This window comes from Phaeodactylibacter xiamenensis, assembly GCF_000759025.1.
GTDB lineage: Bacteria > Bacteroidota > Bacteroidia > Chitinophagales > Saprospiraceae > Phaeodactylibacter > Phaeodactylibacter xiamenensis.
In genome coordinates, this window is sequence record NZ_JPOS01000012.1 from 107011 (window position 1) to 119873 (window position 12863).

Genomic DNA, 12863 nt, shown 5'->3' on the forward strand with positions numbered 1-12863 from the left:
ATTCTCCATTAACTAATTAAGCGCCTTTATTCGACGATGAACCGACGGGTTGCGACTTGCTGCCCTTCTACGATGAGGCGCAGGAAGTAGGTGCCCGCAGGCATCTGCCGGACGTCAAGCTGCTCAGTTGTAGTACCGGAAGACAGCTCTACAGGCACAATGCTTACCGCCTGCCCGTTGCCGTTATGCACCATCAGCTGACCTTTCCGGGTTTGCTGACTGCTCATTTCTACGGTCAGATTATTGCGGGTAACCGTTGGGAAAGCTTTCAAGCCCAAACCGGCTGCGGCCACATCCAATGTGGAAGTAATCATCCCACGGGTCACTTCTACAGTTGAGAAGCCGCCCGGGGTGGCTACACTACCATCTGAGGCTACTGCACGGTGGTACAGCGTTACGGTTTGGTTAATGGCAATGCCGCCATCTTCCAGTATTTGGTCCACCACGCCAAAGGTGGTCTCAAAGGTTTGCTCCGCGCCCACGTTTTGCTGTACGAGCACTTCGGTAAAGTCCTCCTCTGAAGCGAGCTGCCAAATATACACCAGGTCATCGCGGTCGCTTGCTTCAGACCAGGTGGCTGCAAAGGGCGTTTCCGGATCGCCCTCAATGGTCAGTGCGGCACCGTCCATGGGAGCTGTAATCTCTGCTTCATCCGATGGGAAGCGGTTGATTTCCGGAAGTACCTGCCCGCGGAGTTCTCCGGCGGGTTGCTCCTCAGTGTGGATATTCACATAGTAGCTGCCACTGCGGATTGCTTCCACCTGTTCTGCTGTGAGGGCGTAGGTGTTATCGGCAGCAGTAAATGCTCCACTTGTTTGATCGGCATCTATCGTAGGCATCAGCCCAAGGTCAACATCTCCATTCATACCCGGGCCACCGAGGTGGAGGTGTGCACCACCGGCTACATTCTCATCGAATGGGCTTTCCAGTCCGGAAAAGGCACCGGTTAGCGTCAGGATCTCGCCGGTCAGTTCGGCCTTAATGCCGCCCACTGCTTCTGATCCGATCGGCTGTACTTCATTGAAGCCACTCAGGCTGCTGGTGAAGTAGGTGGTAGACAAGGGTAGCAGCTGGCCACGCACTTCGCCCGATGGGAAATCCATCGAGTGTACGTTCACGTAGTACTGGCGCATGCGCAAAGTGTCTATCCAGCCTTCGCTTGCCGCAATGGTGTTGTCGGCGGCGGGGAAGATGCCGTTGGTGCCATTGGCGTCAGCCAGTACATCCAGTACATTTTGAACACCACCATTTTCACCGGCGTAACCCAAATGGATGTGCGCGCCACCGGCAATATCGGTTTCCAGCATGCTCGACAGGGCGTTGAAGCTACCCGTTGCGGTAATCCGTCCGGGGTTGACTTCCAGTGCAAGCGCACCTACTGCTTCTGTATTGACAGCCGGCACCTCACTGGCACCACTCAGGGGCGCATAGAAGTAAGTCCGGGCTTCGGGCAGCACCTGGGCGCGCAATTCACCCGACTGAATATCGGTACTGTGAATATTGACATACAGACCGCGGTCTTTCATCAGTTCGATCTGATCTTCTTCCAGCTGATAGGTATTGGGCATAGCTGCAAAAGTGCCTCCAAGGTTATCACTATCCAGATCAACAGCCAATGGAATCACGACATCACCCGTCTGTCCGGCATAACCGGCATGGATATGTGCACCGCCGGCAATATCGGTAGCTACAGGGCTGCTCAGCCCGGCGAAGGTACCTGCAAGGGTCATCCGGTTACCGGACAATTCTGCCTGTACTGCACCAAGGGCTTCAGTAGCCGCTTCCGGTACTTCAAAAATACCTGACAAATAGCCGGTAAATACCGTTTGGCTTTCCAGCATCAATTGTCCGCGGATTTCACCCGCTGGCTGATCTACAGAATGGATGTTGACATACAAGCCACGACTTATCATAGCTTCCAACTGATCAGCGTTAATGGTAAAGGTATTTTCGGATGGCAGGAAACGGCCTGCATTTCCGCCCTCATCAGTAACGTTGAGCGGGAAAATGACATCGCCATTCTCACCCGGCAAGCCCATGTGGATATGAGCGCCACCGGCAATATCCGTATTCAATGCGCTTTCCAGTCCGGAGAAGGTACCGGATACCACAATGGTCGTATCGTTCATCAATTCCGCGACTACGGCACCACCTGCCATACTCGTAACGGCAGGAGCTTCATTGGCACCAGACAGGTGCGCACGGAAGACCGCTCTTGGCGTACCTGCAAGTTGACCGCGCAGCTCACCTGCCGGAAAGTCTGCCGTATGGATATTGGCATACAGGGACCGGTTATTCAGCAGTTCCCGCTGATCATCAGTTAGGGTAAAGGTATTGTCCTCCGCGCGGAAGACGCCACTTCTTAGTTCAGGGTCCGTATCGGCATTGAGTATAATTTCAATCCCTCCATTTTCACCCGCTTGTCCAATATGCAAGTGAGCACCGCCGGCTACATCTGCGTCAAAATCACTCTCCAAACCAGAGAAGGCACCACTGACCGTCAGTTCGCCATTTGCTACTTCCAGCACCAGTGCGCCCTGACCAGATGTCACGGCTGATGGTACTTCATTGCTACCCAGGAGGGACATGGTATAAATGGCTTCAGATACCGGCGTGAGCTGACCACGAAGTTCACCGCCACCGAAGTTATCAGAGTGGATATTGACGTACATTTCTCTGTTACGCAACATGGCTACTTCTTCATCACTCAAGGTGAAGACGTTGTCGTCAGAAAGGAATGCTCCACTGAGTGAATCCGTGCTGACTTCAATATTTAGCGGATAAAGTACCGGTCCATTCTCACCGGCAAAACCGGCATGCAGGTGGGCACCACCTGCAATTTCTTCTGCAATCTTACTGCTCAGGCCTTCGAAACCACCGGAGACGGTCAGTTCGTTGCCAGACAGGGAGGCAGAGACAAAGCCTGTTGCTGTGCTTAGAATGGGCAGTGCCTCATTATGCCCTGAAAGCGTGGCTTCAAAGAGGTCTTCCATTACTTCTCCACGCGTAATGTTGACAGCAGAAGCCGCACCCGCTGTAGCTACGGCACCGTCCGTGGCTACCGCCCGGTGGTAGACCGTGACCTCTGTGCCTACGTCTACGCCAAGGCTGCCTAAAAGACCATCCACCGTTTCAAAATCTGTTACGAATTCGGTGTTATTGCCTACATTTTCCTGGAAGACAATATCTTCAAAGTCTGCATCCGTAGACAACTGCCACACATAGGCGAGCGGACTATCATCAGTAGCCGCACTCCAGGTGGCCGAGAAATCCGTCGTTGCACCACCTTCCAGCAGGAAGTCAAGCCCATCGGGTGGGAAGTTGATCATAGGGGCGGAGACCGGGAAAAAGTTGCTCTGTTGGAGGATCTGCCCGCGCAGTTCGCCACCGGGGTATGCCATCGTGTGGATATTGGCGTAGTAATTTCCGGCGATAAGGTCTACGGTTTGCTCTTCTGTAAGCGTGAAGGTGTTGTTATCGGCGGTAAAGGTACCAGACAAGTTGTCGGAAGCCGGAGTTGCGTTGATCACAATATCAACCCCTCCGTTTTCGCCCGGAGCGCCAAGGTGCAGGTGCGCGCCTCCGCCAATGTTCGGATCAAATTCATCAGTAAGGCCACTAAACGCGCCGGTTACAGTCAGTTGGTCACCGTTGAGCTCCAGTTTAAGGCCACCAACGGCAGGGCTTATAGCTACCGGCACTTCATTGAAAGCGTCCAGTGATGTGGTGAAATAAGCCGTGGCGAAAGGTAAGGTCTGTCCGCGCAACTCACCGCTTTGAAAGTCCTCTGTGTGTATATTCACATATAGCCCGCGGTTGCGCAGGCTTGACCGCAGTGCCTCCGTGGAAGGCACGACGTTATCAGCAGCCGGGAAAGTGCCACTCAGCCCATCTCCGGCAATATCTGAAGACAGGTTTTCTTCTATGCCTCCATTGCTTCCGGCTAGTGCGCTGTGCAAGTGTGCGCCACCCGCTACAGCAGCATCAAAGGGAGAGGAAAGCCCGGAAAAAGAGCCGACACTGATAATATCATCAGATCGAACCTCCATCAGTACCTGACCGGTGGCGGGCGTATTTACAGCAGGCACCTCACTTGTTCCTGACAAAGCTGCATTCATATAATAGCGCGCTTCGCCAAGTAGCTGCCCGCGCAGTTCTCCGCCACCATTAGTTAAAGTATGGATATTGACGTAATAAGACCGGTTCATGACAGCCATGACCTGTTCTTCTGTCAGTTCAAAGGTATTATCAACGGGGTCGAATGTACCACCGTTGAGGTCATCGTTGAGGTCAATGGCAAGTGGGAATTCCACCGGACCGTTTTCGCCCGGCAGCCCCACATGCAGGTGGGCACCACCGACGATACTTACATCGACGGCACTGCTCAGCTCACTAAAGGAACCTGATACGGTAAGCATATTGCCCCGGAGTTCGGCTTTCACTGCACCGAAGGCGCGGGTCGTGACCGGAGGGGCTTCAAACCCACCGCCGAGGACAGCAGTGAGGTATACCGGCGCTTCAGGCAACAGTTGCCCGCGGATTTCGCCGGCTTGCTGATCAACGGAGTGAATATTGACGTAAAAGCCGCGGTCGTAAATGGCGGTCAGGTCATCTGGTGTAAGGGCAAACCGGTTGCTTGCCGCCTCAAATGTACCCTCGGTCATGTTGCTTTCCAGGTCACTTGTCAGCGCAAAGGTGACGGGCCCATTTTCACCAGCCAGACCGGTATGAATATGGGCACCACCAGCGATATCGGTGGCCACTTCACTTTCCAGGCCAGTAAAACTACCGTAGACAATCAGGCTGTCTTCAATGACTTCTGCCTGCACCACGCCCGTTGCATAGCTCGTTACCCCCGGCTGCTCATTGCTGCCGGAAAGGTGTGCCCTCAGGACGGTTGAAGCCGCTGTGGAGGCGACCTGCCCCCGAAGTTCGCCTGCACCGTAGGCTGTCGTATGGATGTTGGCATAATAAAGGCGGTTTTCCAGCGCTTCGATCTGGCTCTGCTCCAGCCCGAACGTATTATCTGCAGCGGTGAAAACGCCTCCTTTCAAATCAGGATTAGTCGTGGCATTCAGCTGAATGTCTACATCTCCGTTTTGCCCTGGCAGGGCAAGATGCAGATGTGCGCCTCCCAGTACTGAGGCATCAAAATCGCCTTCCAGATCCGCAAAACTACCGGTAACGGTTAGTTGATCGTTCACTACATCAAGGGCGAGGGCACCGTGACCATCGGTAGAGACAGAAGGCACCTCATTGCTACCGGAAAGGTTGATCAAGTAATTGTTACCTTCTGGTAAAAGCTGTCCACGGATTTCTCCACCGGGATAAAGAGTCGTATGGATATTCACATACATCCGGCGTTCCATCAGGGCATCCATTTCTTCGGCAGACAGCGTAAAGGTATTGGAGGTGGCTTCAAACGTACCGCTCTTAAGCAGGATACCAAGATTGGGGCTTAGCTCGAAGGTAATCCCTCCATTCTCTCCGGCATAACCGGTGTGAATGTGAGAACCGCCCGCCACCGTGACGTCGAAGTTGCCTTCCAGCCCGGTAAAGCTGCCTGATACAGACAGCTCATTGCCGTCCAATATGGCAGTTATTTCGCCAAAAGCGCGACTTACTACCGGAGTGGCTTCGTTGCGCCCACTGAGTTCGGCGGTAAATGTCATCTGCGCACTACCTGCAAATGGCAGGCTGCAAAAGATGAGCAATAGAATTAAGTAATCTCTGATCTTCATAAATGAATGTCGTTGAATTTTAATAATTGATGATTGGCTGAGCGAGACATAGCATTGAAAGGCTTCGGAAGGACCGAAAGCAGCGCTAATTCCCAAAACCAGCCTTGTTTTTTGTTTCTTGCTTGTAAGACTACGCATCAGTTGCGTACGAGCCTGAGTTTGTTTAGTGACTGATCAGGCTTTCCTGGAATGCTAATGTTTCCGTTTTGCTTTTACTTACGGAAGTACATCGGGAAGCGGATTAAAACAGATCCATCTTTTTTCTTTATCTTTCAAAAACTTTCAGAAACCGAAATGGAACTACGAAGCTTTCGTTGTCAGAAAACTGTTATTTCGAAGATCAATTTCCATAGATTTTGATTGCTTTGCGGTGCAACGAAAAGCACTCCTCATTGTTCGAATTTGGAAAGCACAACATTTATTAGTCCATTCGACGCATTATGCCAAAACCAAAACCCAGAACTGCACTGGAAACGGAAATCATCGATTTGCTTTCCAAAAAACAACAGCGGGGAATTACATTATTGTACGAGCATTACTCACCTGCCCTGTACAATATCATTCTCCGCATTGTACAGTCAGAAGAAGTGGCTGAAGAAACGCTTCAGGATAGTTTTTTAAAAATATGGGACAACTTTTCAAAATACGATGCCGACAAGGGGCGGCTCTTTACCTGGATGGTGCGTATTTGCCGCAATTTGGCAATCGACAAAATCCGCTCCAGTCAATTTAAGAAAGGAAATCGAACTGAAACGATCCCCGACTCCGTATATAATAGTGATTCACTCAGCGAAGAGCTGAACACCTCCGACCCGGGCTTACGGAAAGTCGTTAGCAAAATGGATGACAAGACCCGGGTTCTTATCGAACTCCTATATTTTAAGGACTATACCCAACGGGAAGTGAGCGATGCGCTCGACATTCCCCTGGGCACAGTCAAGTCACGGTCGAGAAAAGCGATTCAGGTCCTACGGCAAGTCCTGGGCAATGAGGGCTTTTTGTCGGCTATTTTCATCACCATGTTCGAAACGATAAAGCGATATTTTGGATCCTAAAGCATACATAGCGTCTGGTATTCTTGAGCAATATGTGCTCGGCAAGCTCACGCCGGAAGAAATGGCGGAGGTGGAGCAGAATGCAGCGCAATACCCGGAAATCAAGGAAGAAATTGAAGCCATCGAACTGGCATTAGAGGAGTATGCCCTGCTGCACGGGCAAACGCCACCGCCCGGTGTGCTGTCCACTATTCTCCAAACCCTCGATGAGCGGGGCACGCAGGCTCAGCTGAAAGGCCCGCGCAGCAGCCGTACCCTTTTGGCGATAGCCTGGGTATTGTTTTTTGCAGCGGCCCTGGGCTGGCTTTACGCCTATCAGCAAAACCAGGAAAGCACAGCAACGATTGCAGCACTGTCGGAGGAAATCAATACTATTGAAAGCAGCTGCGACAGCGTGCAGGCTACTAACGACCGCCTGCAGGCAGAACTGGAGTTCCTGCGCAACCCCGATACCCGCAATACCCGTATGAACGGTACCGACCTTTCACCGGAAGCTATTGCCTCGGTTTTTTACAATCCGGCATCCGGGGCTTCCCTAATTGATGTGGGCAGCCTGCCTGTGCCGCCTTCTGATCAGCAATACCAGCTTTGGGCTATTGTAGACGGGGCGCCGGTCAGCATGGGCGTTTTTGAAGTCAATACTGATACCTCAGGGCTTCAGCCGGTAGCCTACGTGGAAAATGCCCAGGCTTATGCGGTCACCCTTGAGCCCCGCGGCGGCAGCGAAACGCCTACCCTGGAGCAGATGTACGTAATTGGAGAGATTTAAAGGGACGAACCTGCCTAAACAAAGAAGGGGAATAAATCCAATGCCGGACTTATTCCCCTTCAGTTTTATGGCAAACATGGTATTAGCTCAGGCGGCTAATAGAATAGTCATCCTTGACCGTGCCTTAGCTAAGCCCGGTGACGAGCAGAGACACTTCATTATTCAGTACTTCCACGAAGCCGCCTTTGATGGCGTAACGGATCTTGCGCCCGGCTTCGCTTGCCGTTTCCAGTGCGCCGGTCTCTTCATTGAAGAAACGGTATTCCCCACTTTCTGTAGTGATGGTAATGTAGCCCGCATCCAGAGAAGATACAATTGGCGCGTGGTTTTTCAGCACCTGAAATTCACCATCCGTGCCAGGCACTTTAACTGAAGAGATCGCACCTGAAAAAATCTTCCGGTCCGGAGTCAGTACCGTAATATTCATAATGACTTAGTTTATAAGGCGGTACCGGAAGGCAGGCTTCCGGCACCTAATACAATCGTTTCAGGATGTGGGAGGTAAAGAGATTAAGCTTCTACCTCTGCCAGCATCTTCTTACCTGCTTCAATTACCTCGTCGATGTTGCCTTTCAGGTTGAAGGCGGCTTCCGGATATTCGTCCACTTCACCATCGATGATCATGTTAAAGCCGCGGATGGTCTCCTCAATAGGTACCAATACACCTGGCAGGCCGGTAAACTGCTCTGCTACGTGGAATGGCTGAGAAAGGAAACGCTGTACGCGGCGGGCACGGTGTACCACCTGCTTGTCTTCATCAGACAATTCCTCCATACCAAGGATGGCGATGATGTCCTGAAGCTCATTGTAGCGCTGCAGGATATTCATGACGCGCTGAGCGGTATTGTAGTGCTCATCACCGATGATAGCCGGATCGAGGATACGTGATGTTGAATCGAGCGGATCCACTGCAGGGTAGATACCGAGGGACGCAATCTTACGGCTCAGTACCGTTGTTGCATCAAGGTGAGCGAAAGTTGTAGCCGGTGCGGGGTCTGTCAAGTCATCCGCAGGTACGTATACCGCCTGTACGGAGGTAATAGAACCACGCTTGGTGGAAGTAATCCGCTCCTGCATCAGGCCCATCTCCGTAGCCAGGGTTGGCTGATATCCCACCGCTGAAGGCATACGGCCAAGCAGTGCCGACACCTCAGAACCTGCCTGCGTAAAGCGGAAGATATTATCGATAAAGAAGAGGATATCACGACCGCCCATTGGGTCTTTCATATCACCATCGCGGAAGTACTCTGCAATTGTCAGGCCGGAGAGTGCCACACGGGCACGTGCCCCGGGAGGCTCATTCATCTGACCGAATACGAAAGTCGCCTTAGAGTCTTCCAGGTCTTTCATATCCACAGCACTGAGGTCCCAGCCGCCATTTTCCATAGACTCCATGAAGTGCTCGCCGTACTTGATAATGCCCGCTTCGAGCATTTCCCGCATCAGGTCGTTACCCTCACGGGTACGTTCACCAACACCTGCGAATACAGAGATACCATCGTATCCCTTCGCGATGTTGTTGATCAGCTCCTGAATGAGTACGGTTTTACCTACACCTGCACCACCGAAGAGGCCAATTTTTCCACCCTTCAGGTAAGGCTCGATCAGGTCGATCACCTTAATACCAGTGTAGAGTACTTCTTTCTCCACGGAAAGGTCTTCGTATACAGGTGGCTTACGGTGGATTGAAGCCGAACCGGTTTGGTTGGCTACTTCACCAATACCATCGATTGGCGTACCGACCACGTTGAAGAGACGACCTTTGATGCCAGGGCCTACAGGCATAGCAATTGCTTCGCCGGTGTCCTGTACTTCCATTCCGCGAACCAGCCCGTCTGTTGCATCCATAGCAATAGCACGAACGCTGTCTTCACCGAGGTGCTGCTGAACTTCCATCACCAAAATTTCTCCGTTGGGACGGTCGATCTTCAGTGCATTATTAATTTCGGGGAGTTTCGAACCCTCAGCAGAAAAACTTACGTCTACTACCGGGCCGATAACTTGCTTCACATGACCGATGTTTGCCATATCAGTGCGTGTATTTAGTTGAAAACTAGAGTATCTTTTAAAAATCGGCACAAATTTAGGCTTTTGGGTTGATAATCAAAAGCAATTCCCTGCCCTTATCTTACCTAAAGCCTAATAAATCAGCCCCTTGACTTAAACCCCGGCACCGGGCTTCCGGAGAGACCGGGAAATATTGCACCCCCTTCTGCTCCTGTTCCGGTATTTTATTTCCCCGAACAACGCTGCTATACACCACGATTAGGCAAATCGCTAAGGAGACAATGGCTTCAGGCCGCGGGGAGGCTGTGATATTTTTCTGTTCATTATGTCCAACAATTCTCCCGGATTGCTTATTCTTGATACTATGATCTGGGAAGCCCTTTCAAAATTAGCCCTTTTGGGCACAGAACGCGGACAGCTGCCACCGGAAGTCTTAAAAGCCTTGGAGCAGGTCGGGATACAGGCCACGCAGGCACCGGAAGCGGTGGTGCTTGAAGGTGCTGCCCTGTACCATCAACTTCGCCGGGCAGGCTTCCCGCTGCAGCACTTGGAAGCACCTACTGCTCCTCTGCTACAAGGCAAACAGGCTGCTGCGCCACCGCAGGCAGCACGACAGATGGAACATATCGTCCGCGGCAACTTCCGGGAAGCCCTGCCTGAAGCGTTGCAGCTCCTGCATCAGGCCAATCTGCCCCTGCCCCCTGAGCACCTGCCTGCCTTGCTTTACAAAGCCGCTAAGAAACCAGACTTCTGGTATGCCCTCCGCCCAGTCCTCCAACCGGCAGACTTTGAGCTCCTCCGGCTTAACCCGGACTGGAGCTCGATCGCGGAGCGCCCCCCCGTAGCAGACTGGCAAAAGGAAACGCAGGCCGATCGGGTGCAGATGCTGCGGCGACTGCGCTTTGAACAACCGGAGCAGGCGACATCCTGGTTAACCACTTGCTGGGAAGGGTTGACTCCGACTGAAAAAAAGGAACTGATTAGCATCCTGGACACCGGATTGAACGCATCAGACCAACCGTTTCTGGAAGCCCAATTGTCCGACAGCCGGAAGGAAGTGCGGCAATCGGCAGCACAGTTGCTGCTCAAAATCCCGGATACTCCTTTACAAGACACCTTATATAAGGAAGCTGCCACCTGGCTTACCCTGCATAAAGATGGCCGCCTGGATCTGCATGCGCCCCCGAAGCCCATATCCGCTTTTAAAAAGCTGGGGCTGTACAGCAGCAAAAAGCACAAATACACCGGTGGCGAAAGGGCCGGCTATGCTTACGACATCCTGTCAAAGGTGCCGCCCAAGCGCTGGGAAGCATATTTTAGAAAATCCACCCTCGATGCCCTGCGCCTTTTCGCCCGGGCCAATCAGCATCAGCTCCTTACCGATGCTATTGCGAATGCCGCTCTCCTGCATCAGGACCACCGCTGGATAGAAGCGCTGCTCCGGCATTGGTGGCGCACGGATAACGAAGTGCGTTGGAACAGCGCCCTGGGCAAGCAGCTTATGGCCGCTTTGCCGGACCCCCTTTTTAACGAAATCATGAGCCAACACCTAAAGCAGCATCAAGGCTATATCGAGGAGCGCAGTTTTGCCGGACAATTGCTATGTTTGGGCGTGCATAAGTGGGAAAGCCGCGTGGCCCGGCAGGTACTCCAAAACTTCAGGGACTGGCTCAACGCTGCGCAGTCGGTCTACTGGAATATGTGGCACTACAAGCGCATCCTCCGGGTAGCGGCCTATCTGGCACCGGTGGATATCCTGCCTGCCTTCCGGGCCGGCTGGAACCAACGAACTCCCATCTGGGGCAACTGGGAAGGCGATATTGACCGATTGCTGAAAACGCTGGCTTTCCGCAAAGACCTGAACGAAGTGTTGAACCCACCCGGCAAAAATCACAACAAGAAAACACCATAATATATGTCTGCCAACGCTGCTATCCGACTACAAGCTGAAGACGCCTACGCTGAGGAGCTCAAAGCCCTGCAAGCTGCCGACGACCGCCCCCGCCCTACCAACTGGAACCTTTCGCCCTGGGCGGTGATGATCTACCTCATGGGTGGAGAGCTGGAAGATGGCACCAGAATTTCGCCGAAGTATTTTGGCAACCGCCGCCTGATCGAAGTTGCGGTAGCTACCCTGGCCACCGACCGGGCGCTGCTGCTCACGGGCATCCCGGGTACTGCTAAAACCTGGGTATCCGAGCACCTGGCCGCAGCGATCAGTGGCAACTCCAAACGCCTGGTACAGGGCACCGCCGGCATGGCAGAGGAATCCCTGCGCTATGGCTGGAATTACGCCCGCCTGCTGTCTGAGGGCCCTTCAGAAAAAGCCATGGTACCCAGCCCGGTTATGGTAGCTATGCAGGAAGGCCGTATTGCCCGGGTGGAGGAACTGACCCGCATCCCCAGCGATGTGCAGGATGCGCTTATTACTATCTTATCCGAAAAGGCGCTGCCCATTCCGGAACTCAACTCAGAGGTACGGGCACAGCGGGGCTTCAACCTGATTGCCACAGCCAACGACCGCGACCGGGGCGTTAACGAGCTATCCAGTGCCTTGCGCCGCCGTTTTAATACAGTAAGCATGCCCCTGCCGGCCACCCTGGAAGAGGAAGTAGAAATCGTCCGGCAACGGGTAGCGCAAATCGGCAGCACCCTCGAATTACCGCCACAAGCGGCCCCGGTAGAGGAAATCAGGCGCCTGGTCACCATCTTCCGGGAGCTGCGCAATGGCAAAACCGAAGACAGCCGGCGCAAGCTCAAAGTCCCCTCCAGCACACTGAGCACAGCGGAAGCTATATCGGTCATCAATAGCGGGCAGGCGCTGGCTGTGCATTTTGGCGAAGGGGAAATCCGGGCGGAGGACATTGCCGGCAGTTTGCTGGGTGCAATTGTTAAAGACCCGGTGCAGGACCTGGCCGCATGGGAAGAGTACCTGGAGACGGTCGTAAAGGAACGCAAGGGCTGGGGAAACTTGTACGAGGCAAGCAGAGGGCTGTTGGGAAAATAGAAAATGATACCTAAAGTGCCCGATTTTCGGATATTCAATATGCTCTTTCAATATCCCCTTTGAAATTTCCGTGCGATATTTAGACTGTTTTTCAGGCACTTACAAAAGCACCTTTGCGATTTTTTTATCAAAAGCCTTGTTTATTGGATTAAAGAGCGCTACCTTTGCACCTGCCTTTTCAGAGGCAGCCCGATCAAGGCGAAACAATTAAGAAAAACAGGTGCAAAAAGAAGGTGCATAACTTCGCTCGCATCGCTCCATTTCCTCCTGATTTTCTATTGATC

7 protein-coding genes are annotated in these 12863 nt (G+C 52.8%); 4 read left to right on the top strand and 3 right to left on the bottom strand.

What is annotated here, in order from left to right; genetic code table 11:
- Positions 1–26: 26 nt before the first annotated feature.
- Positions 27–5741, bottom strand: coding sequence for a CHRD domain-containing protein (locus tag IX84_RS32375; RefSeq protein ID WP_044216781.1), 5715 nt, complete (start codon positions 5739–5741; stop codon positions 27–29).
- 440 nt (positions 5742–6181) lie between these two features.
- Between IX84_RS32375 and IX84_RS04085 the strand changes: the two genes are divergently transcribed.
- Entirely contained in the window at positions 6182–6796 is a 615-nt protein-coding gene (locus tag IX84_RS04085; RefSeq protein ID WP_044216783.1) for an RNA polymerase sigma factor, read from the top strand.
- Positions 6786–7565, top strand: coding sequence for an anti-sigma factor (locus IX84_RS04090; protein ID WP_044216785.1), 780 nt, complete (start codon positions 6786–6788; stop codon positions 7563–7565). Before IX84_RS04085 ends, IX84_RS04090 begins: the two co-directional genes overlap by 11 nt.
- Before the next feature lie 124 nt (positions 7566–7689).
- Here the strand turns inward: IX84_RS04090 and IX84_RS04095 are convergent, their stop codons facing one another.
- A complete protein-coding gene (locus IX84_RS04095) occupies positions 7690–7992 on the bottom strand; it encodes a F0F1 ATP synthase subunit epsilon (RefSeq protein ID WP_044216787.1) in 303 nt (100 codons plus the stop codon).
- Between the two features lie 83 nt (positions 7993–8075).
- A complete protein-coding gene (atpD, locus tag IX84_RS04100) occupies positions 8076–9593 on the bottom strand; it encodes a F0F1 ATP synthase subunit beta (RefSeq protein ID WP_044216789.1) in 1518 nt (505 codons plus the stop codon).
- Positions 9594–9936: 343 nt separating this feature from the next.
- Between atpD and IX84_RS04105 the strand changes: the two genes are divergently transcribed.
- Positions 9937–11484: a DUF5691 domain-containing protein gene (locus tag IX84_RS04105; protein ID WP_044216790.1), complete on the top strand. Its 1548-nt coding sequence runs from the start codon at positions 9937–9939 to the stop codon at positions 11482–11484.
- A gap of 3 nt (positions 11485–11487) precedes the next feature.
- Positions 11488–12579, top strand: coding sequence for an ATP-binding protein (locus tag IX84_RS04110; RefSeq protein WP_044216791.1), 1092 nt, complete (start codon positions 11488–11490; stop codon positions 12577–12579).
- Positions 12580–12863: the final 284 nt, after the last annotated feature.

Coding starts and splice junctions, on each gene's coding strand:
- IX84_RS04085 (WP_044216783.1), top strand. CDS start 6,182: ATGCCAAAACCAAAACCCAGAACTGCACTGGAAACGGAAATCATCGAT.
- IX84_RS04110 (WP_044216791.1), top strand. CDS start 11,488: ATGTCTGCCAACGCTGCTATCCGACTACAAGCTGAAGACGCCTACGCT.
- IX84_RS04095 (WP_044216787.1), bottom strand. CDS start 7,992: ATGAATATTACGGTACTGACTCCGGACCGGAAGATTTTTTCAGGTGCG.
- atpD (WP_044216789.1), bottom strand. CDS start 9,593: ATGGCAAACATCGGTCATGTGAAGCAAGTTATCGGCCCGGTAGTAGAC.
- IX84_RS32375 (WP_044216781.1), bottom strand. CDS start 5,741: ATGAAGATCAGAGATTACTTAATTCTATTGCTCATCTTTTGCAGCCTG.
- IX84_RS04105 (WP_044216790.1), top strand. CDS start 9,937: ATGATCTGGGAAGCCCTTTCAAAATTAGCCCTTTTGGGCACAGAACGC.